This window comes from Verrucosispora sp. WMMD703 (genome assembly GCF_049178935.1).
Lineage (GTDB): Bacteria > Actinomycetota > Actinomycetes > Mycobacteriales > Micromonosporaceae > Micromonospora > Micromonospora sediminimaris.
This window is the reverse complement of the sequence record NZ_JBMHMM010000004.1, coordinates 5,233,954-5,258,434: the sequence shown is the minus strand read 5'-3', so window position 1 is coordinate 5,258,434 and position 24,481 is coordinate 5,233,954. Positions and strand designations below refer to the sequence as shown.

Annotated in this window: 27 protein-coding genes; 13 read left to right on the top strand and 14 right to left on the bottom strand. The window is 71.1% G+C overall.

Annotated features, from left to right (window positions below; genetic code table 11):
- Window positions 1–67: 67 nt before the first annotated feature.
- The gene (locus ACN26Z_RS24360; protein WP_421463532.1) at window positions 68–850 is read right to left on the bottom strand and encodes an aminoglycoside phosphotransferase family protein; all 783 of its coding nucleotides are present in this window, start codon (window positions 848–850) and stop codon (window positions 68–70) included.
- A gap of 214 nt (window positions 851–1,064) precedes the next feature.
- Between ACN26Z_RS24360 and ACN26Z_RS24355 the strand changes: the two genes are divergently transcribed.
- Genes ACN26Z_RS24355 through ACN26Z_RS24345 form a run of 3 tightly spaced genes read left to right on the top strand, consistent with a single transcriptional unit; the run spans window position 1,065 to window position 2,226 of the window.
- Window positions 1,065–1,409: an ArsR/SmtB family transcription factor gene (locus ACN26Z_RS24355; protein WP_282237228.1), complete on the top strand. Its 345-nt coding sequence runs from the start codon at window positions 1,065–1,067 to the stop codon at window positions 1,407–1,409.
- Window positions 1,406–1,873: an SRPBCC family protein gene (locus ACN26Z_RS24350; protein WP_421463531.1), complete on the top strand. Its 468-nt coding sequence runs from the start codon at window positions 1,406–1,408 to the stop codon at window positions 1,871–1,873. Before ACN26Z_RS24355 ends, ACN26Z_RS24350 begins: the two co-directional genes overlap by 4 nt.
- Complete coding sequence (locus ACN26Z_RS24345) at window positions 1,870–2,226, top strand: nuclear transport factor 2 family protein (RefSeq protein WP_093401358.1); 357 nt, start codon at window positions 1,870–1,872, stop codon at window positions 2,224–2,226. Before ACN26Z_RS24350 ends, ACN26Z_RS24345 begins: the two co-directional genes overlap by 4 nt.
- A 15-nt stretch (window positions 2,227–2,241) precedes the next feature.
- On the opposite strand, the gene ACN26Z_RS24340 is transcribed toward ACN26Z_RS24345, so the two are convergent.
- The 4 genes from ACN26Z_RS24340 to ACN26Z_RS24325 form a co-directional block, all read right to left on the bottom strand.
- Window positions 2,242–2,682, bottom strand: coding sequence for a VOC family protein (locus tag ACN26Z_RS24340; protein WP_421463530.1), 441 nt, complete (start codon window positions 2,680–2,682; stop codon window positions 2,242–2,244).
- Window positions 2,683–2,720: 38 nt separating this feature from the next.
- Window positions 2,721–3,866 (bottom strand): RNA polymerase sigma factor, encoded by a 1,146-nt coding sequence (locus ACN26Z_RS24335; protein WP_421463529.1) that lies wholly within the window; start codon window positions 3,864–3,866, stop codon window positions 2,721–2,723.
- 6 nt (window positions 3,867–3,872) lie between these two features.
- The gene (locus ACN26Z_RS24330; RefSeq protein ID WP_093401356.1) at window positions 3,873–4,280 is read right to left on the bottom strand and encodes a YciI family protein; all 408 of its coding nucleotides are present in this window, start codon (window positions 4,278–4,280) and stop codon (window positions 3,873–3,875) included.
- 117 nt (window positions 4,281–4,397) lie between these two features.
- Complete coding sequence (locus ACN26Z_RS24325) at window positions 4,398–5,276, bottom strand: dihydrodipicolinate synthase family protein (RefSeq protein ID WP_282237232.1); 879 nt, start codon at window positions 5,274–5,276, stop codon at window positions 4,398–4,400.
- Between the two features lie 70 nt (window positions 5,277–5,346).
- On the opposite strand from ACN26Z_RS24325, the gene ACN26Z_RS24320 reads away from it, so the two are divergent.
- Window positions 5,347–6,240: a LysR family transcriptional regulator gene (locus ACN26Z_RS24320; RefSeq protein ID WP_421463528.1), complete on the top strand. Its 894-nt coding sequence runs from the start codon at window positions 5,347–5,349 to the stop codon at window positions 6,238–6,240.
- Window positions 6,241–6,361: 121 nt separating this feature from the next.
- Here the strand turns inward: ACN26Z_RS24320 and ACN26Z_RS24315 are convergent, their stop codons facing one another.
- Window positions 6,362–7,456 (bottom strand): hypothetical protein, encoded by a 1,095-nt coding sequence (locus ACN26Z_RS24315; protein ID WP_421463527.1) that lies wholly within the window; start codon window positions 7,454–7,456, stop codon window positions 6,362–6,364.
- A 178-nt stretch (window positions 7,457–7,634) separates the two neighbouring features.
- On the opposite strand from ACN26Z_RS24315, the gene ACN26Z_RS24310 reads away from it, so the two are divergent.
- Entirely contained in the window at window positions 7,635–8,873 is a 1,239-nt protein-coding gene (locus tag ACN26Z_RS24310; RefSeq protein WP_421463526.1) for an acyl-CoA thioesterase/bile acid-CoA:amino acid N-acyltransferase family protein, read from the top strand.
- A 9-nt stretch (window positions 8,874–8,882) separates the two neighbouring features.
- Here ACN26Z_RS24310 and ACN26Z_RS24305 read toward each other — a convergent pair whose 3' ends face one another.
- The 3 genes from ACN26Z_RS24305 to ACN26Z_RS24295 form a co-directional block, all read right to left on the bottom strand.
- A complete protein-coding gene (locus tag ACN26Z_RS24305; RefSeq protein WP_282237236.1) occupies window positions 8,883–9,572 on the bottom strand; it encodes a dihydrofolate reductase family protein in 690 nt (229 codons plus the stop codon).
- Between the two features lie 76 nt (window positions 9,573–9,648).
- Entirely contained in the window at window positions 9,649–10,899 is a 1,251-nt protein-coding gene (locus ACN26Z_RS24300) for an RNA polymerase sigma factor (protein ID WP_421464712.1), read from the bottom strand.
- A gap of 23 nt (window positions 10,900–10,922) precedes the next feature.
- Entirely contained in the window at window positions 10,923–11,285 is a 363-nt protein-coding gene (locus ACN26Z_RS24295) for a YciI family protein (RefSeq protein WP_282237238.1), read from the bottom strand.
- 272 nt (window positions 11,286–11,557) lie between these two features.
- On the opposite strand from ACN26Z_RS24295, the gene ACN26Z_RS24290 reads away from it, so the two are divergent.
- The 5 genes from ACN26Z_RS24290 (at window position 11,558) to ACN26Z_RS24270 (ending at window position 14,990) form a co-directional block, all read left to right on the top strand.
- Window positions 11,558–11,827, top strand: a complete 270-nt coding sequence (locus ACN26Z_RS24290) for a hypothetical protein (protein ID WP_093401348.1) — start codon at window positions 11,558–11,560, stop codon at window positions 11,825–11,827.
- Window positions 11,827–12,864, top strand: coding sequence for a hypothetical protein (locus ACN26Z_RS24285; protein WP_282237239.1), 1,038 nt, complete (start codon window positions 11,827–11,829; stop codon window positions 12,862–12,864). The genes ACN26Z_RS24290 and ACN26Z_RS24285 overlap by 1 nt, the downstream gene beginning before the upstream one ends.
- 157 nt (window positions 12,865–13,021) lie before the next feature.
- Window positions 13,022–13,381: a GntR family transcriptional regulator gene (locus ACN26Z_RS24280; protein WP_093401347.1), complete on the top strand. Its 360-nt coding sequence runs from the start codon at window positions 13,022–13,024 to the stop codon at window positions 13,379–13,381.
- Window positions 13,378–14,298 (top strand): ABC transporter ATP-binding protein, encoded by a 921-nt coding sequence (locus tag ACN26Z_RS24275; protein WP_421463525.1) that lies wholly within the window; start codon window positions 13,378–13,380, stop codon window positions 14,296–14,298. The genes ACN26Z_RS24280 and ACN26Z_RS24275 overlap by 4 nt, the downstream gene beginning before the upstream one ends.
- Entirely contained in the window at window positions 14,295–14,990 is a 696-nt protein-coding gene (locus ACN26Z_RS24270) for an ABC transporter permease (protein ID WP_282237241.1), read from the top strand. Before ACN26Z_RS24275 ends, ACN26Z_RS24270 begins: the two co-directional genes overlap by 4 nt.
- A gap of 123 nt (window positions 14,991–15,113) precedes the next feature.
- Here the strand turns inward: ACN26Z_RS24270 and ACN26Z_RS24265 are convergent, their stop codons facing one another.
- Window positions 15,114–17,288 (bottom strand): carbohydrate-binding module family 20 domain-containing protein, encoded by a 2,175-nt coding sequence (locus ACN26Z_RS24265; RefSeq protein ID WP_421463524.1) that lies wholly within the window; start codon window positions 17,286–17,288, stop codon window positions 15,114–15,116.
- Window positions 17,289–17,545: 257 nt separating this feature from the next.
- Between ACN26Z_RS24265 and ACN26Z_RS24260 the strand changes: the two genes are divergently transcribed.
- Window positions 17,546–18,475: an LLM class F420-dependent oxidoreductase gene (locus tag ACN26Z_RS24260; protein WP_282237243.1), complete on the top strand. Its 930-nt coding sequence runs from the start codon at window positions 17,546–17,548 to the stop codon at window positions 18,473–18,475.
- A 160-nt stretch (window positions 18,476–18,635) separates the two neighbouring features.
- On the opposite strand, the gene ACN26Z_RS24255 is transcribed toward ACN26Z_RS24260, so the two are convergent.
- The gene (locus ACN26Z_RS24255) at window positions 18,636–19,064 is read right to left on the bottom strand and encodes a hypothetical protein (protein WP_421463523.1); all 429 of its coding nucleotides are present in this window, start codon (window positions 19,062–19,064) and stop codon (window positions 18,636–18,638) included.
- Window positions 19,065–19,123: 59 nt separating this feature from the next.
- Between ACN26Z_RS24255 and ACN26Z_RS24250 the strand changes: the two genes are divergently transcribed.
- On the top strand, window positions 19,124–20,359 hold the full coding sequence (locus ACN26Z_RS24250; RefSeq protein WP_421463522.1) for a D-arabinono-1,4-lactone oxidase: 1,236 nt from the start codon (window positions 19,124–19,126) through the stop codon (window positions 20,357–20,359).
- Window positions 20,360–20,426: 67 nt separating this feature from the next.
- A complete protein-coding gene (locus tag ACN26Z_RS24245; protein WP_282237245.1) occupies window positions 20,427–20,981 on the top strand; it encodes a Uma2 family endonuclease in 555 nt (184 codons plus the stop codon).
- Window positions 20,982–20,998: 17 nt separating this feature from the next.
- Here the strand turns inward: ACN26Z_RS24245 and ACN26Z_RS24240 are convergent, their stop codons facing one another.
- Genes ACN26Z_RS24240 through ACN26Z_RS24230 form a run of 3 tightly spaced genes read right to left on the bottom strand, consistent with a single transcriptional unit; the run spans window position 20,999 to window position 24,235 of the window.
- Window positions 20,999–22,138, bottom strand: coding sequence for a site-2 protease family protein (locus ACN26Z_RS24240; RefSeq protein WP_282237246.1), 1,140 nt, complete (start codon window positions 22,136–22,138; stop codon window positions 20,999–21,001).
- Between the two features lie 46 nt (window positions 22,139–22,184).
- Entirely contained in the window at window positions 22,185–23,468 is a 1,284-nt protein-coding gene (locus ACN26Z_RS24235) for a hypothetical protein (protein WP_421463521.1), read from the bottom strand.
- Window positions 23,465–24,235, bottom strand: a complete 771-nt coding sequence (locus ACN26Z_RS24230; protein ID WP_282237248.1) for a hypothetical protein — start codon at window positions 24,233–24,235, stop codon at window positions 23,465–23,467. Before ACN26Z_RS24230 ends, ACN26Z_RS24235 begins: the two co-directional genes overlap by 4 nt.
- Window positions 24,236–24,481 lie beyond the last annotated feature (246 nt).

The following is a 24,481-nucleotide window of genomic DNA, read 5'->3' as shown; positions in this document are numbered from 1 at the left end:
CTGTGCAGGTCCGCCCCCTGCGGGATCAGCTATCGGACTGGTGACGGCCGCCGCAGGCGAGGCCGGCTCAGGGGTGTAGGGCGCGTTCGAAGACCAGGCGGTTCGCGCGTACGTACTCCGCGTCGTTGAGGTACTGGATGTGGTGTCCGTCCGCGAGATGGCCGGCGAAGGCGGTGTTGCCGGCGGCTGCCTGGGCGTGCATGAAGTCGACGAGTGCGTGCAACCGGGCGACGGTGACGTCGACCAGGTCGGATCGGGCGCTGTCGTCCAGTCCGTAGCGGTCGCAGAACGTCCGGAGCCGAGCGGCCTGTTCCTCGGCGGTCCCGAAGCCGTCCGTGTTCTCCGGAGCGGTCATCGGCACCCATCGGTAGGCCGCGTAGGCGACATCCCAGATCCGGGGCCCGAGCTGGGCGTGGTCGAAGTCGATGATGCCCACGACACGGTTGCCGTCGAGCACGCAGTTGTGTGGCGCGTAGTCACCGTGACAGATGACCTCGACCGGCTCGGTCGCCGGCACCTGCCAGCCGTCGCGGGGCGCTCGCCGCGCGTACTCGGCGGTCGCGTCGTGATACGCCCGCAGCAGCGCGGCGGCACTCTCCAATGCCTCGACCGAGGCCGCCGCGGGGGTGGGCGGATAGTTCGACACCTCGCCCGGCAGGAAATCGAGGATCTCGAAGCCGGGCTCGCTCGTGTCGCGTAGCCGGGGCGCCGCCGGGAAGCCCTGGGCGGCGAGATGCCGCAGCAGTTCGTGGACCCGGACGGACCAGGGGCCGGTAGGTCGACGCACCGTGTCGCCGATCCGGACGACCTCGTTGACGCCGCCGCCCGTCAGGATCTCCCGCTCGACCATCCGCCCCCACTCCGTCGCGTCGACGCCCGTCCGACCGGCTGAGCGCCGGCTGACCGAACCTGACCGTACGACGGTACGAGGCCGCTCTTGAGCGTCGGCCTGGAGGGTGCAGGTGCGGTGGTCGCCGGGTACGGGCCGGAAGGCGAGTGCTACTGCCGGCAGCGAACGGCAAACTACCGCTTTCGCAAATGATTGTTTGTGTTAGCGTGGGGGCATGTCCATCTCGCTGGCACCCGCCCCGGAGCTCGACTCCGCCTTCGCCGCCCTCGGTGACCCTGTCCGGCGTGCCCTGGTGGCCCGTCTCGCGCGCGGTGACGCCACGGTGGGAGAGCTGGCTGCGCCCTTCGACCTGACCCCACAGGCGATCTCGCACCACGTCGGGGTGCTGCGCCGGTGCGGCCTCATCGAGCAGCGGCGCGAGGGCACGAGGCGTCCCTGCCGGTTGAGGGCCGATCAGCTGTCGTTGCTCGGCACCTGGATCGACGAGCAACGCCGGGTCTGGAACGACCGGCTCGACGCCCTGGAGCGGCACCTCGCCGACGAGGAGGCGGCCCGATGACCGCCAGGTCGCAGCTTCGCGGCGACGAACTGATCGCCAGCCGCCACCTTCCGGCCGAACCCGATCGCGTCTGGGTGGCCTTCACCTCACCGGCGGGGATCGCAGCATTCTGGGGCGGTTCGCACGCCGTCGTGCCGCCCGAGTCCGTGGTCGTGGACCTGCGTCCCGGCGGGGAGTTCGCGCTCGACACCCGCGCGCCGGACGGCGCCACCCGTCGGCTCCGCTTCGTCTACGTGCGCGTCACCGCACCGCACGAGCTCGTGTTCGACGAGCCGTTGACCGGGCTGCGGACCACCGTGAGTCTCCACCCCGCTGGCGGCGGCACCGAGCTGACCGTGCACCAACGTCGACTGCCCGCTGAGCTTCGCACGACCCAGGCGGCCGATGGGCTCGCCTCGATCCTCGACGCGTTGGCGGCGCACCTGCAACAACCCGACGCCCCCACAGGACGGAGCACATCATGACGCAGCAGACCCAGCGCGACCTCGTCGCGGATTACCTCGAAGGTTTCCGGACGAGCGACCACCGGCGAATCCTCGCCACCCTCACCGAAGACGTTGAATGGGTCATCCACGGCCACCGGACCACCCGAGGCAAGACCGAGTTCGACAGCGAGATCGAGAATCCAGCCTTCACCGGCAGCCCCGACCTGGACGTCCAGCGCGTGTACGAGGACGGCCCGGTGGTCGTCACCACCGGCGAGGGGCGTGGGACAAGCGTCGAGCACGGACCGTTCCGGTTCGCCTTCAACGACCTGTTCACCTTCCGCGACGGACTGATCGCCCGCGTCGACTCCTACGTCGTCCCACTGCCCTGAGCCGCTTGTCGGCCTTCAGCCGAGCTGTTGAGCCAGGCCGACGACGATGCCCTCGGGGCCGCGCACGTAGCAGAGCCGGTAGCTGTCCTCGTACTGCGCCAGCTCGCCGACCAGGTCGGCCCCGTGGGCGCGCAGGCGGGCGACGACGTCCTCGATGTCGTCGACGGCGAACATGATGCGCCGGATGCCCAGGGTGTTCGCCGGTGCCTCCTGCGGCTCGGGGGTGATCGCCCTCGGCGTGTGGAACTTCGCCAGTTCGATGCGCCCGTGGCCGTCGGGGGTCCGGAGCATCGCGACCTCCTGCCGGACGTCGTCGATGCCGATGACGCGTTCCACCCAACGCCCCTCGATCGGCGCCCTGCCCTCCAGTTCCATGCCGAGTTCGACGAAGAACGAGATGACCCGGTCAAGGTCGTGGACCACGATGAGGACGTTGTCCAACCGCTGGATCGCCATGCTTGTCTCCTTGAAGATGATGCGGCCACAGCGACCGATCAACCGCGTAGCAACGCGTTGAGTCGGGCGGCCTGCCGGGTGAGATGGTCGATTTCGGGAAGGCTGGGCGCCGATCGGGCGGCCTTGGCGTAGAGCCGCGCTGCGGTCGCCAGGTCGCCGTCACGCTCATGCAGGTAGGCGGCGACAGCGGCGTACCGGGGCAGGGCCGGGTCGAGATCCGCCAGGGCTGCCAGGCCGGCCCGTGGCCCGTCGGCCTCGCCGACCGCGACGGCCCGGTTGAGGCGGGCCACCGGACTGTCGGTGAGGCGCACCAGTTCGTCGTACCATTCGACGATCTGCACCCAGTCGGTCTCCTCGGCGGTGCGGGCGTCAGCGTGCAGCGCGGCGATGGCGGCCTGTGCCTGGAACTCGCCCAGGCGGTCGCGGGCCAGCGCGTTCTGGAGCACCTGCACGCCCTCGGCGATCAGGCGGGTGTCCCAGCGACTGCGGTCCTGTTCGGCCAGCGGCACCAGCCGGCCACCGGCGGCGGTCCGCGCCGTGCGGCGGGCGTGATGGAGCAGCATGAGCGCGAGCAGGCCGGCCACCTCCTCGTGTCGGATCCTGGCCGCCAACTGGCGGGTGAGTCGGATCGCCTCCGCAGCGAGGTCGACATCGCCCGAGTAGCCCTCGTTGAAGACCAGGTAGAGCACGCGCAGCACGGTGCTGACGTCACCGGGCTGGTTGAACCGGACTCCCGAGACGGTCCGCTTGGCTCGGCTGATCCGCTGCGCCATGGTCGTCTCCGGCACCAGGTAGGCCCGGGCGATCTGCCGCGTGGTCAGTCCACCCACCGCCCGCAGCGTCAGCGCCACCGCCGAGGCCGGGGTCAACGACGGATGCGCGCACAGGAAGTAGAGGGCGAGCGTGTCGTCCACCAGTTCACCCGGGCCGGGCGCGGGCTCGACCTCCGCCAGCGCCTCGCGCCGTCGCCGCGAGGTGTCCGCGCGAGCCGCGTCCAGGAATTTCCGCCAGGACACGGCGACCAGCCAGCCCTTGGGATCGCGCGGCGGGTCGGTAGGCCATGCCCGGACGGCCTCGACCAGCGCGTCCTGCACGGCATCCTCGGCCGTCGCGAAGTCGACCCCGCGACGGACGAGGATGCCGATCACGGCGGGAGTAAGGGTCCGTAGGACGGCCTCATCCACCGTGCGTCACTCCGAGATGGTCGGCGGCTCGGTCAGGAACGGCCGCACCTCGAGCCACTCGTGCAGCGGCTTCCCGCCGGCACCCGGTGCCGCGGACAGCTCACCGGCCAGTTCCAGCGCCCGGTCGTAGGTCTCGACGTCGATCACCATCCAGCCGGCGATCAGATCCTTGGTCTCGGCGAACGGGCCGTCGGTGACCGGCGGTCGCCCCTCGCCGTCGTAGCGGACGAACGTTCCCTCCGGGGAGAGCGCCTGACCCTCGACGAACTCGCCGGTGTCTTCGAGCCGAGCCGCGAAGTCGCGCATGTACTGCACGTGGGCCGAGATCTCCTCGGGCGTCCACTGGTCCATCGGCACGTCGTGCAGCGGGGTCGGGCCGCCACGGTAGTGCTTGAGCAGCAGGTACTTGGCCATCGGATGCTCCTTGTCAGGTACGGGGCCATTGTGGCCGCGTTCGCAACGAGGACGGAGCCCGACCCGGCTTCTCGACATGCCGCCGGGAAATTTCTCGCTGAGATTCGCCGGACGCCCTCACACCGGTACCGCCGGCACCCTGGCCAGGCAGGTCAGCGCCCGCGCGGTGGCGGTCGACGTGGCGGGCAGCAGCGGAGGACGGACGAGCGGCGTCGGGATCCGCCCCTGGGCGTGCAGCACCGCCTTGACCACGGCAGGGTTGGGCTCGGCGAACAGCGCGGCCGAGAGGGCGGCGAGCCGGTGGCCGAGCGGCCGGGCCCGGGCGACGTCGCCGGACCGCCAGGCCGAGACCAGCTCGGCGTAGTCGGCGGTGGCGAGATGCGCGGAGGCGAGGATGCCACCGGCCGCGCCGAGAGCGAGCAGCGGTGCGACGTACGCGTCCTCGCCGCACAGCACCGCGAAGTCGGACGGCGGGTCGGCCAGCAGGGCGATCGTGTCGGCGTCGATGCCGCCGACCGCGTGCTTGACGCCCACCAGGCCGGGTAGCCCGGCGAGGCGGCGCAGCGTGCCGACGCCGAGCTGCTGCCCGGTGCGGTACGGGACGTGGTAGGCGACAAGCGGCACGGGGGACTCCTCGGCCAACCGGGCGTAGTGCGCGAGTACCGCCTCCTCGCCGGGGCGCAGGAACGGCGGGACCAGGCAGAGCGCCGCCCCGACCTCGGGTCGCTCGGCGAGGGCCCGCAGTTCCGGCGCGGTGTGCGCGCCGACCAGGAGACCGGCCCGGTGCTCCCGGCAGGCCGCGGCGACCGCGTCGACCACCATCCGCTGCTCGACGGCGCTGAGGGCGTGCGGCTCGGCGGTGGTGCCGAGGGCGACCAGACCGACCGCACCGGCCGCCAGCACCTCGTGGGCGAGAGCGCTCAGCGCGTCGAGGGCGACGGCACCGTTCCCGTCGAACGGCGTGATCATGGGTACGTAGAGCCCGGCAGGTGTCATGCTGCCAGCCTCCGCCAGCGGAAGATGAAGCACCAGTTCCGATTGCTCACCGAATACGTAAGCTGAGCTGATGCTTGACGTTCGCCGGCTGCGCCTGCTGCGGGACCTGTCCCACCTCGGCACCATCGCCGCCGTGGCCGAGGCGCACACGTACACGCCGTCCGCCGTCTCCCAGCAGCTCGCCGCGCTGCAACGCGAGGCCGGTGTCGCGCTCCTGGAACGCGCCGGCCGGCGGGTCACCCTGACCCCGGCCGGGGAGGCGCTGGTCCGGCACACCGAGGTGGTCCTCGCCGCGCTGGAGGCGGCCGACGCGACCCTCGCCGCCGCCCGGGGCGGGCTCTCCGGCACGGTACGCATCGGCGCGTACCCCAGTGCCGTGCGTACGCTGCTGCTGCCCGCCCTGGTCGCGCTCGGCCGTGACCATCCCGCGCTGGACCTGATGGTCACCGAGTTGGACCCGGTCGCGGTGCCCGACGCGCTGCGCGACCGCCGCCTCGACGTGGCCCTCGTGCACGACTACGACATCGTGCCCGTCGAGCCGGATCCGGCCTTGGACTCGGTGCCACTGCTCGACGAGACGGTGTTCCTGGCCGTCGGGGCGGACCGCCACCCCACCGGTGACCCGATGCGCTCGGTACGCGACGCGGACTGGATCGTCGCCAGCCCGGGCACGCTCTGTCACGCGGTGACCCTGCACGCCGGTGAGCTGGCCGGCTTCCGCCCGACCGTGCGGCACCACGCCGACGACTTCGCCGCCGTGCTCGCCCTGGTCGCCGCCGGTCAGGGCGTTGGACTGGTGCCCCAACTGGCGGTTGATCGGCCGCCCAGCGGGGTGGTCCTCGTTCCGCTCACCATCCGACGGCGGACCCGGATCGCCTACCGACAGGGCGCGGCTGGCCATCCCGCGGTGGCCGCCAGCATCGCCGCGTTGCGCGCCGCCGCCAGCGACCTGCCAGGGGCGTAGCTGGCCGGATCGTGTCGTCCGGCCAGCTCCGCCGCCGGGCAGCGGGGAAGATGACGCCGCGTGCAACTGTCGCGCCGACCGAAAGCCCCGCCCAGGTGTGCCTGGGCGGGGACCGACGGGCTCAGACGCTCGACGAGAAGGTCGAGCTGAACGGGGCGTCCTGCGGACGGCCGGCGTTGCTGAAGCAGGCGACCGGCAACACCGCGTCGCTGCCGAACTGCGCCCACAGCTCCTGGACCGTGCAGTACGAGGGGTCGTCACCGATCGCGGTCACCTGCGCGGTGGTGCTCTTCTCGTGCAGGGCCGGGAACTTGACGACGAAGGTGCCGGGGCCGGTGGGACCGAAGCCGTTGGCGCCGACGCCGAGCGGGTACGAGTAGTTCGTCGGGCCGGCGAACGGTGTCGCAAGGTACCCGAAGTGCTTCGGCGGGCCGAACGACGCGTAGACCGAACGCTCCCGATGGAACGACACGGTGAAGTCGCTGTTCATCCGCGCGCCGGTGAACGGATCATGGCAGGCGACGTAGACCACCGCGTCCAGGCCGGCCGCACCCCAGCGGAGGATCTTGCATCGGCGCGGTTGTGCGTTCGGCTGCTGGGCGGTCACCTGGACGTTTCCGGACAGCACGCCGGGTGGCGCGCCGACCGCCCGGAAGCGCACGTCGTAGATGCCCACCGCGACGTTGGCGACGGTGACGGGCGCACCTGTTGAGTTGTACGACTGGGCGAGGACGTTTGACAACACCTGCGCCGAGGCGTACGCGCCGACGCCCGCCGGGAGGATGCCGGAGCTGACCGTCCACAACACCGTGAACGGGGTGTCGGCCGGGGTGCCCCCGGGCCGGAAGCACTGCACGTCGACGATCTCGTCGGCGCCCGAACTGCCCCACCGTACGAGTTCGCAGAAGCGGCCGTCCTTCGCCACGGCGGTGACGTGTGCGTTGCCGCGCGAACCCAGGCCGATGGCCGGGAACCTCACCAGGAACCGGCCGGGGGCGACCTTGCCGCCGGTGGCCGTGGGCCCCGGCGCCCAACTGCCGAACTGGTAGGCCGCGGGCAGCGGCGTCCAGACCGGCACCGTCGGATCGTCGACGTACGCGAATCCGAAGCGGTCGGCGGTGGCGGCCGTGGCCGGTGCGCCGGTGATCGACAGCGCCGCGGCCAGCACCACGGCTAGGACGGCGGCAAGGTGACGGAGACGGAGACGGAGAGACATGGGCCACTCCAATCGGTGGTAGTCGAAGCTTGCTGCCACTGTTCCGGGCACCGGTCAAGGTCACAGTCGGCTTGCCTACACCGGCGAGGCGGGTGCCCGGCACCAGCGCGGTCGCCCTGCCGACAACCGATGGCAGCGGGACGGACGTCGGTGGACAGTCGGCAATACGGTGTTGTCGATGCCGCGTTGGTGGAGAACGTCGAGGATCCTGCCCGCCGTCCTGGTGGGGCTGTTGGTCGCGACCCTGCTCGTCGGCGACCGGGGCAGGGGCGGCGCGGCGCGCCTGCGCCTGGACGTGACGCCGGCCGTGGCGCTCGTCGACCAGCCGTTGCGGGTACGCGTGAATGGCCTGGCCGCGAGGGAACGGGCGGTGATCGCCGCCGAGGCGGAGGATCACGCGGGGCGCGTCTGGCGTGCGGCGGCGACGTTCGTGGCCGACGCCAACGGTGTGGTGGACGTGTCACAGGACGCCCCGGTGGACGGCTCCTACTCGGGTGTCGACCCGATGGGTCTGTTCTGGTCGATGGATCCGCTGGACGGCGACGCCTCCTCCTTCGCGCCCATCTGGCCGCACCTGCGGCGTGACTTCCCAGTCCGGCTGTCGGCCGTGGGTGGCGGGCGCGAGCCCGCCACCGTCACCGTGCGGCGGGACTGGACGGCGGGTCAGGTCTCCTTCACCGAACTGACCCCGGCGGCCGACGGGGTTCGCGGGTTGCTCGTCCTTCCGCCGCCGGACGTGCCCCGACGGCGCGGGGTGCTGTGGTTCGGTGGCTCGGAGGGCGGCGTCGGCGGGCTGTACGACGCACCCCTGCTCGCCTCCCGGGGGCACCCGGTGCTGTGCCTGGGCTACTTCGGCGCTTCCGGACTGGCGGACAGCCTGCACGACATACCGCTGGAGTACTTCGTCACCGCCGCCGAACTGCTCGCCCCGTACTCCGGTGGCGAGCCGGCGGTGATCAGCTACTCACGCGGCACCGAGGCCGCGTTGCTGCTGGCGCAACAGCGTCCCGACCTGGTACGCGCCGTCGTCGCCTACGCCCCGAGCAGCGTCGTCCACCTCGGCTACCCGTACACCGGAGCGCCCGCCTGGACCTACCGTGGCCGACCCGTCCCGAGCGGCCCGATACCTGTCGACCGGATCGACGGACCGGTACTGGCCATCGCCGGGGCGGACGACCTGCTCTGGGACGCGCCGAGCTATGCCGCCGACCTGCTGCTGGCCCTCGGTGGCCCACCCCACCGGGTGCTGCTCTACCCGGACGCGGGCCACGGCGTGGGCACCTTCCCGTACCTGCCGTCGAAGACGGTGCACCAGGGGCGCACCGGCGAGCAGACGCACGGCGGCACCCGGGCGGGCGACGCCGCCGCCCGCCGGGACGGGTGGTCCGAGGTGCTCGCCTTCCTCGCCGCCCTCTGACGGCATGCCCTACGGGGTGCCGGTGCCACGGCCGCGGTCGTCGAGGACCAGCGGGGCGCGGCCGCGCACCGTGTACCGGATGTGGGTGACCTGCGGGCTGGAGACCACCCGGTCGGCGCTGAGCTCGATCGCCTCGAAATCGTCGAGGCCCAGGTCGTCGAAGAGCCGTAGCCCGCCGCCGAGAACGACCGGCACCACGTGCAACTCCAACTCGTCGAGCAGCCCGGCCCGCAGCACCTGTCGGACCAGGCTGCCACCGCCGGCCACCGCGACGTTCTTTTCACCGGCTGCGGCCCGCGCCTGTGCCACCGCGCTGGCCAGCCCGTCGGTGACGTAGGTGAAGCTGGTGCCACCCTGGCGGTGCAGGGTCGGGCGGGGCCGGTGGGTCACCACGAAGACCGGAGCACGGAACGGTGGTTCGTCGCCCCACGGCACCTCGCCGCCGTCGGCCATCCGGCGACCCATCACGTACGCGCCGGCTGCGGCGAACGACTCGGCGATGATCTCGGAGTCGGCGTCGTGCCGGCCGCCGGCGAAGCCCTGCCGCTCGCGCCACGCCATCGCCTCGGTGGCCCACCGGGTCACCCGGAAGAACCCGTGGCTCTCCGCCGACCGCAGCCAGTCGCCGTCGCCGTCGTGCTGTGGGCCGGCGTAGTAGCCGTCCAGCGACACCGACAGTTGGGCGGTCACCTTCGTCATGTCCGTTCCTCCCGAATCCGTCGGCACCCGGCGTGGGTGCCGATCCACGTGTGGATCGGAGCCGGACGGCTCGCTTCTACCGGATCCGGTGGTGACCTGGCTCACACGGATGCTGGCTCGGATCGCTCGCGGCGGCGGCGCGGCGCAGCAGGTACCGCCGTTCGGGATCGCTGCCGGCACGGTCCGCCGCCGCCCGCCACTGCGCTGCGGCGGCGGCCCGGTCGTCGGCGAGTTCCAGCAGGTGGGCGCGGACGGCGTGCAGTCGGTGGTGCCCGGTCAGCGGCCCCGACTCCACCTCGGACAGCAGGGCCAGCCCGGCGGCCGGCCCGTGGACCATGCCCACCGCCACCGCCCGGTTCAGAGTGACCACCGGATTGGGTGCGATCCGCTCCAGCAACTCGTAGAGGGCGAGCACCTGGGGCCAGTCGGTGGCCTCGGTGCTCGGCGCTTCGGCGTGCACCGCCGCGATGGCGGCCTGGATCCGGTACGGCCCGGGTGGTGTGGCGGCCAGGCTGCGTTCGACGAGCACGCGCCCTTCGTCGATCGCCGTCCGGTCCCACCGCCCGCGGTCCTGTTCCGCCAGCGGCACCAGCTCGCCGTCGGGGCCGACCCGGGCCGCCGCTCGGGCCTCGGTCAGCACCATCAACGCGAGCAGGCCGGCCGTCTCCCCGTCGCCGGGTAGTTGCTCGTGCAGCCGGCGAGTCAACCGCAGGGCCTGCCCGGTCAGGTCGGCGCGACGTAGCTGGGGGCCGCTGCTGGCGCTGTAGCCCTCGTTGAACATCAGGTACAGCACCTGGCGTACAACGGCCAGCCGGGCCTCCCGTTCCGCCGTCGGCGGCGGTGCGAACCGGGCGCCCGCCTCCCGCAGCCGCTGTTTGGCCCGGGAGATCCGCTGCCCCATGGTCCGCTCCGACACCAGGAAGGCCGCGGCGACCTCGGCGGTGGTGAGCCCACCCACCGCGCGCAGGGTCAGTGCCAGCTGCGCGGGTGCCGGCAGAGCCGGATGGCAGCAGAGCAGGAACAACTCCAGCAGGTCGTCCCGGGGCGCCTCGGCGTCGGGTGGCGGGGTGACCAACGCGTCGCGTGGGGTGAGGTCCAGCGCCGTGCGCTCGCGGCGGGCGCGGGCGGCCTCGCTGCGTACCAGGTCGACGTAGCGGCGGGCGGCGACGGTGTGCAGCCAGCCCGACGGCTGCTCGGGTACGCCGTCGAGTGGCCACCTCTCGACGGCGGCAGCCAGGGCCTCCTGCACGGCGTCCTCGGCCCGGCCGAAGTCGCCGTACCGGCGGACGAGCGCGGCCAGCAGTTGCGGCGCGAGCCGGCGCAACAGGTCGACGGTGGCCGCGTCGAGGCTCAGTGGTCCGCTCCGGTCATCAGCGGCCAGATCTCCAAGCCGCCGCCGGCGGTGCCGAACCGCAGGCCCGGATAGTCACGGGCGATCTCCAACGCCCGCTGTTCGTCGTCGACGTCGACCACGAGGTACGAGCCCACGTACTCCTTGGCCTCCAGGTACGGCCCGTCCGTGACCACCGGAACGTCGGCGCTGATCCGCACCGACCGGGGGCGGGACACCAGCCCCTGTACGTCGACCAACTCGCCCGAGGCCCGCAGCGCCTCGGTGAAGGCGTCGACCTTCCCGATCAGGGTGGCCAGGTCACCGTCCGGAAGGCTGCCCCAGATCTCCTCGTTGCCGTAAATCAACATCAGATACTTCACGTGTCGCCTCCATAATGGTCAATATGTCCGGAAACGGACAAGACGGCGGAGCGTACCCCGACGCACTGTTGTAGCAGGTAGCGAGGCTGCGGATGGCGGGCCACATCCGATCCTCCGGCCGGGGTGGGAACCGCGACGTCCCGCCGGCCGCCAGTACGGATCCCGCCGGGGCGCGCCGCTGCGCCACCCGGCTCCGGCCCGCCGCCGTAGACCAGCCGCACCGACGGTGTTGCACCCGCTGGGCACGGCGACCAAGCCAGGAAGGAGCCGCCATGGCCGCTCCCACCGCCAACGCCTCGATGAATCCCACCACCTACTCGCCGGGCGAGCAGATGCTGCTGACCGTCAACTACGGCGACCCGGACCACCAGCGGTTGACCGTGACGGTCACGGTGGCCGACGCGCAGGGCAACCGTAGCGCCCCCGTCTCGGTGACCGCGGTGATCGATCCGCTCACCGTCACCGTCGCCGACGACTCGGGGCGCACCTGGTCCCGGGTCTCCGACAACGGCGCGGTCGCCGTGTTCCGGGCGGTGGCGTGATGCCGAGGGTGACCGTCACGGTGCGCGACTCCGCCAGCCGGACCGCCAGCGCCAGCGTCGCCTACACCGTGCTGCCGCCGGTGCTGGGCGGGTACTACCTCTCCGGCGGCGCGGACCCGACGGCCGACATGGTCGGCGGCAACTTCCGGTCGCTGACCCAGTACCGCAGCTTCGCCGACGGCTACATCTTCCCCGGCTACCAACGCCCCTGGCTGATCACGCTGGGGCGCGCCGGGGTGCAGCTCAACATGGTGCTCGAACTGAAGCACTACGGCGCGCCCGACACCGGGCCGCAGACCTTCACGGTGGACGGGGTGCGATACACCGTGCCGGCGCCGGCGATGACCATCCAGCAGCGGCCCGGCGCGGTCTGGCCGAAGGCGTACGGCTACGGCCAGGTCCTCGCCGGGCAGTGCGACGGGCTGTTCGCCCGGGCGCTGTCGCAGTACCTGACAATGGGTTTCGGGGTGAACATCCAACTCGCCTCCGAGCTGGACACCGATCACGAGTTCGGCACCACGGAGGCCGGAAAGGCGTACACCTGGGCCGAGTCCGACGCCCGGGCGGTGCAGGCCGTGACGTACATCGTCAACTGGTTTCGGGCCAAGGGACTGCCCCAGGGCAGCACCTTCTCGGTCGGGGTCGGTGGCTTCAACCGGGACTGCTTCCGGCGCACCCACCCGGAGGCGTTGATGACCCGGCTGGACTACCTCCAGTGGAACGTCTACGCGACAAGTGCCAGCCACACCGCACTGGAACGGTTCCGGCGCACCAAGGACTGGGCGGTGGCCGATCTCGGCCCGGTGGCGTTGTCCCGTCCGGTGCTCATCGCCGAGTGGGGCGTACGGGTCATCGAGTTCCCCGACCAGGCGGCCTGGATCGCCACCGTGCCGCCGGCCATCGCCCGGCTCAACGCCGAGCGTGGCCCGCTGATCGCCCGGACGAACTACTTCAACTCCGGCTGGGGCACCCTCAGTCCGAAGGCGACCGGTCTGGCCGCGCTGCGGGCCGCGTACGCCCGCCCTCCGTACGGCTGAAGCTGAACCCCGTAGGGCGGCCCGGTCCGGGGTGACTTCCGGACCGGGCCGCTCTCCGTCCGTCCGCCCCTTGACAGGGGAACCACCCTGGTTGCATGGTTAGTTACATGAGTAATGAACCAGGCAACCAGGGTGGCGTCTGGGGATGGTGGGCGTGATGGAGGACGGCCGGCCGATCTTCCTCCAGATCGCGGAGCTGCTGGAGAACTCGATCCTGGACGGGACCCTCGCGGAGGAGGGTCAGGTGCCGTCGACCAACGAGCTGGCCGCCTTCCACCGGATCAACCCCGCGACCGCCGCCAAGGGGGTCAACAAGCTGGTCGACGACGGAACTCTTTACAAGAAGCGAGGAATCGGCATGTTCGTCTCTCCCGGCGCCCGCGCGAAGCTCCGCGGCCGGCGCCGCGACGAGTTCGCCCGACAGTACGTCCGGCCGCTGCTCACCGAGGCGCGCAAGCTCGGCATCGAACCGGCCGAACTCAAGAACATGATCGACACCTGGGAGGAGGGCCGATGAGCGCGGTCGTCACCGTCACCGATCTAACGAAGCGGTACCAGGGAGTCACCGCCCTGGACGGGGTCAGCTTCTCGCTTGCCGAGCATCGGATCCACGGCCTGCTGGGGCGCAACGGTGCCGGCAAGACCACCCTGATGCAGATCCTCACCGCGCAGAACTTCGCCACCAGCGGTGAGATCAGCGTCTTCGGGCAGCACCCGTACGAGAACGAACAGGTGCTCTCCCGGATCTCCTTCATCAAGGAGAGCCAGACCTACCCGTCGCACCTGCGGGTCACGCACGTCCTGCGGGCGGCCCGCCTGGTGCATCCAGGCTGGGACGAGGCGCTCGCCCAGCGACTGGTCGACGTGTTCCAACTGCCGCGCGGGCGCAACGTCCGCAAGCTCTCCCGCGGCATGCTCTCCGCGCTCGGCATCGTCGTCGGGCTCGCCTCGCGTGCCCCGCTGACCTTCTTCGACGAGCCCTACCTCGGGCTGGACGCCGTCTCCCGGCAGCTCTTCTACGATCACCTGCTGGCCGACTACACCGAACATCCCCGCACCATCGTGCTGTCGACCCACCTCATCGACGAGGTCAGCGACCTGATCGAGCACATCCTGCTGATCGACCGGGGTCGGCTCCTGCTCGACGTCGAGGCGGAGGCGCTGCGCGGCCAGGTGGTCACGGTCTCCGGCCCGGTCGCGGCGGTGGACGAGTTCGCCCGTACCGGCACCGAACTGCACCGGGCGTCGCTCGGCGGCACGGCTCGGGCCACCGTACGCGGCGACTTCGGCCCGGCCGCGCACGACCGTGCCCGGTCGCTGGGCCTCGGCCTCGAAGCGTCCTCGCTCCAGGACATCGTCGTACGCCTGACCACCTCGAACAACGGGCACGCGGCCGGTAGCGCCGCCGCGGCAGACAAGGAGGCTGTCCGATGAACCGCGCCCTGACCGTGGCCCGGCTCCAGTTCGTCGGCTGGCGCAGCGTCGTCGGCTGGCCGTGGGGGATCCTCGCGCTCAGCTTCCTCATCAACCTGGCCCTGTTCAGCGCGATGAACGAAGCCGACGACTTCGAGCCGACCACCGGTGGGCTGATGAGCATCTACGTGGTGATGTTCATCGCCAGCATCAACGCGATCACCCAGGACTTTCCGTTCGCCATCGGGCTGGGCGTCTCCCGCCGCAGCTTCTACCTCGGCAACGTGCTCAACTACCTCGGGCAGGCGGTCAGCTACGCGGCGGTGCTCTATCTGCTGGCCGTGATCGAGGAGGCCACCGACGGGTGGGGCGTCAACCTGCGCTTCTTCGGTATTCCCTTCCTGATGGTGGACAACCCGGTGCTGCGGTTCCTCAGCTTCGCGATCCCGTTCCTGCTGCTCGGCTTCATCGGCATCGCCATCGCGCTGGTCTTCAAGCGCTGGGGCGTCAACGGCCTGCTGATACTGAGCACCGTCGCGTTGGCCGGGATCGGTGGGCTCGTCGTGCTCGCCACCTGGCGGGGCTGGTGGTCGGCGATCGGTGGCTGGTTCGCCGACCAGCCGGGCTGGGCCCTGCTGGTCGGCTGGCCGGCTCTACTCACCCTGCTGCTCGCCGGCCTCAGCTATCTGACCATCCGACGCGCGACGCCCTGACCGTCGACGTGCCGGCGTCCGGAGTGGGTGGACGCCGGCCGCTCGGCGCACCGTGGGACGGGGGCGGCCCCTCCCGGTCGGGGATCGGGAGGGGCCGCACGGTGCGGGCGGTGCCAGGTGCGGTCAGCGCCAGGTGTCGGTGAGCGTCGGCGAACCGGAGGCGGTGGCGGTACGGTTCGCGCCCGACTCCCACACCACCTGCCCGGAGTCGGTCCGCTTGACGTACTTGTAGGCGAGAGTGGTGCCGGCGGGCAGGCGCACCGCACCGGTCCAGACCGGATACTCCGTCGGTGACAGCCGGATCCCTCGGGCCGGATCCCAGCCCCCGAGGGCGGGCAGGTCCCCAACCAGATACACGTGCTGCCCGTACGTGGTGTCGGCGGTGACCCGTACGGAGACCGTGGCGTCGCCCGGTGGGTCGCTCGCGGGCTGGTTCCAGGTGGCGGTCACGGCGGTACCGCCGAGGCCGGTGCGGTTGGGATCGTTCTCCCACTGCGTCGTGCCGTTGCCGACCTTCACCAGCTTCCACTCGAACGCGGTGCCGGCCGGAATGTCCACCGACCCGGTCCAGGTCGGGTAGCTGCCCGACGTGGTGGACAGCTTCACCCCGTTGGCCGGGTTCCAGGAGCCGAGCTGCGGAACCGAACCGACCACGTACACCTCCTGGCCCGGGTCGGTGGAGACGGTCGCGGCGAACCGGGTCGACCCGGCCGGCGGGGACGGGCTCGCGGTCGGCGTCGGCGTGGTGGTCGGCGTCGCGGTAGGCGTCGGGTTCGGGGTGACGCCGTCCAGCCGGGCCTCGACGTGCAGGGCGACCGCCTGGTCGGCCGGGATGGCGGCGGTGAAGCTGCCACCGGTGACGGTGACCGCACCACCCGGGCAGGCCCCGGTCGACCGGTCGTACGCGCCCCGGCCCACGTTGCAGTAGCGGCCGTCCGGCAGCGAGGTGGCGAAACTGCGGCTCCAGGTGCTGCCGGTGGCGTTGAAGGCGGCGTACCCCCGGTCGCCCCGGGCGAACGCCAGCCGACCGTTGCCCTCGGTGGTGACCGACCCGATGCCGGTGCCGGCGACCGCGTTACGGAAGCCCGGCATGCCGGCCACCCCGGGGTCGCGGTGCTCGCAGATCCACGCGTCGCTGGCGCAGTCGGTGGCCAGGGTGGTGCCGTTGGAACTGCTGGGCGGCCCCTGCCCGTGCACCGAGCCGTACGCGTAGCTCGACATCAGCTGGGGCCGGCCGTACGGGTGGGCCATCATGAACGTGTCCGCCAGGTAGTAGCGGGCGCCGCTCTTGTAGGTGAGCGTCGGGTTTTCTCGCTGCGTGTCGTGGTTGTCGATGAACACCACCGCCTGCTGCGCGGTCAGCCCGCCGTAGTTGGGCAGGTTGCCCAGCTGGGCGATGTTGCCGTCGCGGAACGCCGACGACACGGCCCGCTGGTAGTCGAAGTTGGTCACCCCGCCGTACGGGGCGTACGCGGTGTAGGGGATGGTGCCGTCGCCGTACACCTCGTGGAACAGGTCCGGCCGGCCGCCGAAGCCGGGCACGTCCCGCAGCCGGCTGATGATGTCGGCCAGGTGCGCCTCCTGTACGTGCTTGGCGGCGTCCACCCGGAACCCGGCCACCCCGAGGTCGATCACCGCGTTCATGTACTTGGCGACCTTTCGCCGTACCTCGGGGTCGGCGGTGTTGAGGTCGGCCAGGTCGAGCAGTTCGCAGTCCTGCACCTCCTGCTTGTTGCCCCAGTTGCTGATCCGCCGGTAGCAGGGCCCGAAGTCGGCGTAGCCGTAGCTGTCGCCCGAGCCGTCGTCGAACAGGTTCGGGTAGCTGTACTTGCTGTAGACGGTGCCCGCGCTGCCCGGGCCGCTGCCGGCCGAGCCGGTGCCGCTCATGTGGTTGAGCACCATGTCCACATAGATCTTGACGCCCTGGGCGCGACAGCGCTGGACCATGTCGACGAACTCGGCCTTCGTGCCCCGCCGGGTCTGATCGAGCCGGTACGACACCGGCTGGTAGTCCTGCCACCACGGGTAGGTGGCGCCCTCGGCGCTGGGCAGCACCACGTGCTCCTGCGGCGGGGAGACCTGTACGCCGCCCCAGCCGTTGGGGCCGAGGTTGCGCTCGCACTCGTCGGCGACGGAGTTCCACCGCCACTGGAACAGATGGACGATGGCGTCGCCGTTGACGCGTACGTCGGCGGCGCTGGCAGGCCCGGTGCCGGCGGCGACGGAGGTGAGACCGACCGCGACAAGTATCGCGGCCAGGGCCGCGGGGATCGCGGCGCGGGGACGGGGGATACGCACGGTGCCCTCCTCGGGGGACGGTCAGGCAGACGTCGGCGAAAGTCCGTCTTCCTGCAAGGTGTGCAAGAAGTTGCGGTGGTTGCGTGACCGTAACAGTGGCATCGATGGTTGGGAACCTATCTTTCACAACACGATGCAAGGCGAGGCTGTCCCTTGCGGCCAACTGCAAGACCTGCAAGGATTTCCGGCTATCCTTCCGGAAGCGGCCGGCGAGCGTCCCCGAGCGCCACCGCCGGTGGCTTACCTATGCTCGACCCATGGAACTGCGGATCTTCACCGAACCTCAGCAGGGCGCCAGCTACGACGACCTGCTCGCCGTGGCCCGACGTGCCGAGGAGACCGGCTTCGGCGCCTTCTTCCGCTCGGACCACTACCTGAAGATGGGGTCGGTCAGCGGCGAGCCCGGCCCCACCGACGCCTGGACGACGCTGGCCGGGCTGGCCCGGGACACCCGGTCCATCCGGCTCGGCACGCTGATGAGCGCCGCGACGTTCCGGCTGCCCGGCCCGCTCGCGATCACCGTCGCCCAGGTCGACCAGATGAGCGGCGGCCGGGTCGAGCTGGGCATCGGCACCGGCTGGTACGACGCCGAGCACCAGGCGTACGGAATTCCGTTCCCGCCGCTGGGGGAGCGGTTCGACCGGCTGGACGAGCAGCTGGCGGTGATCACCGGTCTCTGGCGCACCCCGCCGGGCGAGACGTTCGACTTCACCGGCCGGCACTACCAGGTCAGCGACTCGCCCGCGCTGCCCAAGCCGGTCCAGCGCCCGCACCCGCCGATCCTGCTCGGTGGCAAGGGCGCGAAGCGTACGCCGCAGCTAGCCGCCCGCTACGCCGACGAGTTCAACCTGCCGTTCGTCTCGATCGACGAGACGGTGGCCCAGTTCGAGCGGGTCCGTGCCGCCTGCGCCGACATCGGCCGCGACCCGGCCCAGCTGACCTGGTCCAACGCGCTGGTGCTCTGCTGCGGCAAGGACGACGCCGAGGTGGCGCGGCGGGCCGCCGCGATCGGCCGCGAACCGGACGAGCTGCGCGTCAACGGCCTCGCCGGCACCCCCGCCGAGGTCATCGACACCATCGGCCGGTACGCGGAGATCGGCAGCCAGCGCCTCTACCTCCAGGTGCTCGACCTGAGCGACCTGGATCACCTGGACCTGGTCGCCACCGAGGTGATGCGGCAGCTCTGACCGTCCCGCCCCGGGCGGCTCCCGCCGCGGGCGGCTCCGATTGCGGCAAGTCGGGGTATCAGCGGCCCTGGAACCCCGGCACGCCGCAATCGGAGTCGATCTCGCCCAGATGCCGCCCGCCTGACCGGTCGAGTCGGGCCGGGCGGGCCGGGGCGGCGCGTCAGACCCGGTGCTCCTCGCGCAGCACGGTGTCGAGTTGGCCGTCCCGGTCGCGGTCCAGGTAGGTGACGTCCGGTAGCCCGTCGCCGTCAAGGTCGAACTGCACCTGGTCCGCGACGCCGTCGCCGTCGAAATCGGTGACCACCTGCACCGAACCGTCCATGTGCCGGGTCACTATCGACCGGGCGCCGGCCTCGACCCGGGGCGGCGGGCCGGGGGCGGGCGGCGGTTCCGGCACCGGCTCCGGGGTGGGGCTGGGCTGCGGATCCGGCTGGCTCGCCCACGGCCCCGCATCGGACCAGGTGACCGGGGAGCCGTCAACGGTGCCGGTGAAACCGGTGGCGGGCTCCACACCGTTGCCGGCCGGGTCGATCTCCTCCTCGGAGGGATACACGTCGCCGCGAGGGGCGGGATCACGGTAGCTGCTCATCGGCGTAGGGTTCCCCGACGGAGCCGGCGGTAACCGCCGGCGTGCAGAGGGGGTCGGGAGTGTCGACGCACCGCAACTGGGCTGGCAACGTCGAGTACGCAGCCCGGGCGTACCGCCGGCCGTCCTCGATCGACGAGCTGCGGGAACTGGTCGCCGGCAGCGACCGGATCCGGGCAGTGGGCAGCGGACACTCGTTCAACCGACTCGGCGACACCACCGGAGACCTGGTCACGCTGGCCGGACTGCCGGCCACCCCGCGACTCGACGAGCAGCGGCGGGTGGTGCATGTGCCGGCCGCGCTGCGCTACGGCGACCTGGCCACCTGGCTGCACGAGCGCGGATACGCGCTGGCCAACCTCGCCTCGCTGCCACACATCTCGGTGGCCGGCGCGGTCACCACCGGCACCCACGGCTCCGGCGAGACCGTCGGCAACCTGGCCACCGCCGTCGCCGGCCTGGAACTGGTCACCGCCGCCGGTGACCTGCTCACCGTGGACCGTACCGACCCTGATTTCACCGGCATGGTGGTCTCCCTCGGCGCGCTGGGCATCGTCACCCGGCTCACCCTGGACGTGGTGCCGACCTTCGAGGTACGCCAGTACGTCCGCCTCGACCTGCCTCGCCAGGCGCTGGACGAGGCGCTCGCCTCGGCGTACAGCGTCAGTGTCTTCACCGACTGGCGCTCCACCCGCGGCACCCAGGTCTGGCGCAAGCAGCTCGCGGACCAGCCCGCGCCCCCGGCGGACTGGCTCGGCACCACGGCGGCCGACCGGCCCTGGCACCCGGTGCCCGGCATGCCGGTGGCCAACTGCACCGAGCAGCTCGGCGTGCCCGGCCCCTGGCACGAGCGGCTACCGCACTTCCGGCTCGGCTTCACGCCGAGCAACGGTGACGAGTTGCAGTCCGAGTACCATCTGCCCCGCGCGGTGGCCGCCGACGCACTCGCCGCGCTGGACGAGGTGGCGCACCTGATCGCCCCGGTCGCGCAGACCAGCGAGCTGCGCACGATCGCCGCCGACGAGCTGTGGCTCAGCCCGCAGTACGACCGCGACAGCCTCGCGGTGCACTTCACCTGGATCGCCGACGCGGCGGCGGTACTGCCGGTCCTCGCCGAGGTCGAGCGGGCACTGGCCCCGTTCGCGCCCCGGCCACACTGGGGCAAGGTCTTCACGATGCCGACCGGGACGATCGCCGCGACCTACAGCCGCTGGACCGACTTCGCCGCGCTGGTCAACCGCCTCGACCCCAACGGAAAATTCCGCACCGAGGAACTCGACCAGCTGTTTCCCCGCTGACCACGACCGGCGTACCGACGCGGCGCGGCCCGGTGGACATGCCCGGACATCGAACTAGGATTAGCCCATGAGCGCTGAGGCTGTCGGCATGCACATGCCCGCCGTCGTGACGCTCGACGACGTGGCGGCGATGAACGCCGCCGATGCGAACGGTCATCGTTACGAGACCAGCCCCGAGGGGGTTCTGTCGGTCATGCCGCCGCCCGACTCGGAGCACGCGACGATCGCGAGCCGACTGTTCGCCTGGCTGATCATGGCGGGCTGGCCCGCGGAACAGGTGCTCCAGGCGGTCGGCGTACGCATCCCCGGGCCGGACGGAAACGGTGGTCGGATTCCGGACCTGAGCGTCTGGCGCAAACCTCCCCGGCGCGGCGTGTGGTCGGCGGTGGCCGACATCGCGCTCGTGATCGAGATCGTGTCGCCCGGCTCCGAGGCGATGGACTCGGTGACGAAGGTGCGCGAGTACGCCCGGGCCGGCATCCCCCGGTACTGGGTCGTGGACCGGGACGGCGCGCAGACTGTCACGTTGCACGAACTCGGCGGCGACGGTCGGTACGTCGAGCAGGCCCGCATGCCGTTGGCCTGGCTGTTGCAGACCGCCCCGGCCGACCACCTCGACTGAGTCAGCGCGGTCGGCGGTCAGCGGCCGGTGGTGAGCTGGTCGCGCATGCTGCTGCGCTGCACGGCGCGGCTGATGTCGCTGGGGGAGACGATGCCGACCAGGCGACCGTCGGTGACCACCAGGGCCCGGCCGTCGGCACAGTCGCTGAGCCGGGGCAGCAGGTCGGTAAGCGGCTCGTCGGGAGAGGCGAGCACCAGGTCGTCGGCGCGACAGGCCACCGCCGCCAGGGTGGTGCTGCCCCGCTCGCCGGACGGCACGCCGCGTACCCGGTCGAGGGTGACCAGCCCGACCGGCCGGCCGTCCTCGGTCAGCGGCAGCGCCGTGTGCCGGTACGCGAAGAGGTAGTTGTCCACGAAGTCGGCCACCGTCAGCTCACCCGAGGCGGTCTGCGGCTGCGGGCTCATCACGTCGGCGACCCGGATGCCGCGCAGCGCGTCGCCCACCCGGGCCTGCCGCTCCTCCATGGTGGCCGCGCCGATCAGGAACCAGCCGATCAACGCCAGCCACAACCCGCCGACACCGGTGCCGGTGAGGAACCGCCACAGGCCGAAGCCGATAAGCGCCAGGCCGAGGATCCAGCCGGCTCGGGCCGCCACCACAGTGGCTCGGGTCCGGTCGCCGGTGGCCTTCCACACCGCCGCCCGCAGCAGCCGCCCGCCGTCCAGCGGTGCCGCCGGCAGAATGTTGAACACGGCCAGCAGCAGGTTGATGCCGCCGAGCCAGGCCATCACGCCCAGCAGCAACCCCTGGACCCCGGCCAGGGCGAGCAGCGTCGCGATGGCACCGAAGAAGACGCCGATGATCAGACTGACCAGTGGGCCGATCCCGGAGATGCGCAGCTCGGCACCGGGGGAGCGGGCCTCGCCGCGCAGCTCGGCGACCCCGCCGAACAGCCACAGGGTGATCCCCTGCACGCCCAGGCCGTTGCGCTTGGCCACCACCGCATGCGACACCTCGTGGGCGAGCAGCCCGAGAAAGAAGACCACCGCGGCGGTCAGCCCGGCCAGCAGGTACGCGACCACCGACCGGTCCGGATACGACTCCGGGAACAGGTTGGCCGACAGCCCCCACCAGATCAGCGCGAAGATGACCAGGACACTCCAGTTGACCCCGACCGGTACGCCCACGATCCTGCCGAGCCGGAAACTCGCCCTCATGTGTCGGTCATACCCCCGCAGCCCGTTCCCATGCCAGGGTCGAACGTCACCGAATCGCTGCCCTGACCAATTTGTGGTGCCGGACGAACATCCGGGTCAGCTCCGTACGGCCGCGCTGCACGACGTCAACAAGGGCGGTCAGGTCAGACCCCTCCGGTACGGGCAGGTCGGTGAACAGATCACGCACGCCGAACGGTTCGCTCAGCCAGCGCTGCAACGCCCGCCGATCATCGGTCGCAGCTAGCCGGTCCGCCATAGCCCACACGTCTTTCACGTACGGCGTGTCGTCGTCTCCGAGCGCGGTGAGCAGACCGGAGTGTCGTACCAGACAGGGGTAGCAACATCCGCAGTGTGGGTCCGGCCGATCTCTGGGCGGGCGACCACAGCTGACAGTGGCGTTGGTAAGCGTCGCGCCCTCGAGCCCTGCCCGCAACGCCCGTTGACATACCTCGCCCTTGGTGAGGTGCAGGTAGGGGTTGATGACGGTTGCCGTACCTCCGACCGTCCCGATGATTTCGTTGAGGAGGCTCAGCGTGCCGGGATGCACTGAGCGGGTCGAGCAGGCAGCCGCCCGAGCGGGGGTCAGCGCCGGGTTCAGGGCCAGCTGACCATTCTCCGGTACGGCGATGTGGGGGACGTCGTGTACCGCCGCCAGGTAGACGGCGGTCGCCATGTACAACAGCCCCCGCGTGCGTGCCGACTTCTCCAGTTCGACATTAGGGGCGCGTACCTGTTGTGACGCCTTGAACTGCTGAATTCCCCGTGAAGCTGCCGTCCGGATCGTCGCCAGTGCGACGTCCTGCTGCCTTCCCCAATGAGGTTCGTAGTAGGAGACGAGCAGGAGGTCACCCGCACCTGCCGTGGAACGCTCAACCGCGTGCGCCGTGGAATCCAGGCCACCGGAGAACAGCGCGACCTCCTGCACCTGCTGGGCCGAAAGCATTCGGCCCTGATGCGGCCACCGAACGGCCCCAGGACGAACGTTGATGGCCCAGTGGTCCGAGGACAAGGCCTCCAGCAGCCGGGACAAGAGCACGAGCGTCCGTTCAGTCCATCGATCTGGCTCCACTACCTCTACCGAGAGCTCGATGTGTCGGGTCCAGCCGTCGTCGGAGCGTGCCCGCGAGGACAGCTTGTCCGCCAGGTAGACAGCACGCGCGATCTGGACCAGGTCCTGAGCCCAGCCTGGTCGGTCGCCCGGAACTTCGGCGAGCTGCTGTAGTCGACGATCAGCAGGTAACAGCAGTTGTGGGTCAAGTCCCGTTGGTCGACCTGGACCTGAGAACCTCGTCTTGCTCGGATACTGGTAAGCGAAACTGGCGGGGCTCATGCTGCCAGCTCCAGACCGGAGTCGCCCAAGCCCAGCGCCTCCGCGACGGTTTCTGCGAGCAGGTCCCGGGCGGTATCGACGAGGTGTGGCTGTTCGGAATCGTGTGCGTTCGCCACCGCACAGGGATCAGGCAGGATCTTGACGATCTGGTCGGCGACGAAGCCGGCCACCGTGTCGGTGGGGTCGAGCGCCAGCACCGGCAGTGCGAGTTTGACGTTCTCGGCGATCAGGATGTGCACGAACTGGCCGACCAGATCTCCGAAGAAGGACTGGTAGAGGGCGCAGAACAGCTCACCGCTGATACCCCCTGGTCGCAGCGGGTCGGCGAGCGGGCCGTCGTGGTCCACCAGCCGCTCGACCACGCGGCGCGCGGCCCGGCGGGTGGCTGCGTCGACAACCAGTCGGCCGTCGCCGCCGACCTCGGCGACGAACCGACGAACGAACTCGTCCGCCGGAGCGAGGTATGGGTGGTCCGCGATGCCCCGGAGCAGGGCCGGGTCCGGCTGGCGCAGGTCGTCCAACACGGTGACGAGACGGTCTCCGCTCGCCCTGGCGGAACTCTGGATGCCGAATCGCTCCGGGTCCTCGCGGAGCGCGTCACGCAGCGCGTCTCGGAACTTCTCCGCCGTTCGCTCAGCCTTTCGGCGGTCGTCCTCGACGAGCGACCCGGGTTGGCTCTGCGGGCGCGGGGTCCAGCTGCTGAGGCTGCGCTTCGCGCTGGTCCAGCCGCCACCGGTCGGGCCGGGTAGTCGAGTCGATGTGCCCAATGCGACCTCCCGGAGGGGGCGGGAAAGCGCGTAGGTGCGAGTCTATGAAGCAGAAAGTGTTCGTTCAAGTGCGGAACGTGTTGCCGCTCTTACGTTGACGCGGGTTGTGCGCTGCGCGGACGTGTGACCGGTGAGGGGCGAAGGCTGAGCCGGGTGGTTGCCGGACGTGGTGGAGGAGTCGGCCCGGATGCCGACCCGTACCACGTGTGGGCGAACGTCGAGTTCGTCGGCACCGATGGGTTCCAT

Bases quoted from the DNA above. Each gene is read 5' to 3' on its own strand.
- ACN26Z_RS24360 (WP_421463532.1), bottom strand. From the start codon at position 850: ATGGTCGAGCGGGAGATCCTGACGGGCGGCGGCGTCAACGAGGTCGTC.
- ACN26Z_RS24355 (WP_282237228.1), top strand. From the start codon at position 1,065: ATGTCCATCTCGCTGGCACCCGCCCCGGAGCTCGACTCCGCCTTCGCC.
- ACN26Z_RS24350 (WP_421463531.1), top strand. From the start codon at position 1,406: ATGACCGCCAGGTCGCAGCTTCGCGGCGACGAACTGATCGCCAGCCGC.
- ACN26Z_RS24345 (WP_093401358.1), top strand. From the start codon at position 1,870: ATGACGCAGCAGACCCAGCGCGACCTCGTCGCGGATTACCTCGAAGGT.
- ACN26Z_RS24340 (WP_421463530.1), bottom strand. From the start codon at position 2,682: ATGGCGATCCAGCGGTTGGACAACGTCCTCATCGTGGTCCACGACCTT.
- ACN26Z_RS24330 (WP_093401356.1), bottom strand. From the start codon at position 4,280: ATGGCCAAGTACCTGCTGCTCAAGCACTACCGTGGCGGCCCGACCCCG.
- ACN26Z_RS24325 (WP_282237232.1), bottom strand. From the start codon at position 5,276: ATGACACCTGCCGGGCTCTACGTACCCATGATCACGCCGTTCGACGGG.
- ACN26Z_RS24320 (WP_421463528.1), top strand. From the start codon at position 5,347: ATGCTTGACGTTCGCCGGCTGCGCCTGCTGCGGGACCTGTCCCACCTC.
- ACN26Z_RS24315 (WP_421463527.1), bottom strand. From the start codon at position 7,456: ATGTCTCTCCGTCTCCGTCTCCGTCACCTTGCCGCCGTCCTAGCCGTG.
- ACN26Z_RS24310 (WP_421463526.1), top strand. From the start codon at position 7,635: ATGCCGCGTTGGTGGAGAACGTCGAGGATCCTGCCCGCCGTCCTGGTG.
- ACN26Z_RS24305 (WP_282237236.1), bottom strand. From the start codon at position 9,572: ATGACGAAGGTGACCGCCCAACTGTCGGTGTCGCTGGACGGCTACTAC.
- ACN26Z_RS24290 (WP_093401348.1), top strand. From the start codon at position 11,558: ATGGCCGCTCCCACCGCCAACGCCTCGATGAATCCCACCACCTACTCG.
- ACN26Z_RS24285 (WP_282237239.1), top strand. From the start codon at position 11,827: ATGCCGAGGGTGACCGTCACGGTGCGCGACTCCGCCAGCCGGACCGCC.
- ACN26Z_RS24280 (WP_093401347.1), top strand. From the start codon at position 13,022: ATGGAGGACGGCCGGCCGATCTTCCTCCAGATCGCGGAGCTGCTGGAG.
- ACN26Z_RS24275 (WP_421463525.1), top strand. From the start codon at position 13,378: ATGAGCGCGGTCGTCACCGTCACCGATCTAACGAAGCGGTACCAGGGA.
- ACN26Z_RS24270 (WP_282237241.1), top strand. From the start codon at position 14,295: ATGAACCGCGCCCTGACCGTGGCCCGGCTCCAGTTCGTCGGCTGGCGC.
- ACN26Z_RS24260 (WP_282237243.1), top strand. From the start codon at position 17,546: ATGGAACTGCGGATCTTCACCGAACCTCAGCAGGGCGCCAGCTACGAC.
- ACN26Z_RS24255 (WP_421463523.1), bottom strand. From the start codon at position 19,064: ATGAGCAGCTACCGTGATCCCGCCCCTCGCGGCGACGTGTATCCCTCC.
- ACN26Z_RS24245 (WP_282237245.1), top strand. From the start codon at position 20,427: ATGAGCGCTGAGGCTGTCGGCATGCACATGCCCGCCGTCGTGACGCTC.
- ACN26Z_RS24240 (WP_282237246.1), bottom strand. From the start codon at position 22,138: ATGAGGGCGAGTTTCCGGCTCGGCAGGATCGTGGGCGTACCGGTCGGG.
- ACN26Z_RS24235 (WP_421463521.1), bottom strand. From the start codon at position 23,468: ATGAGCCCCGCCAGTTTCGCTTACCAGTATCCGAGCAAGACGAGGTTC.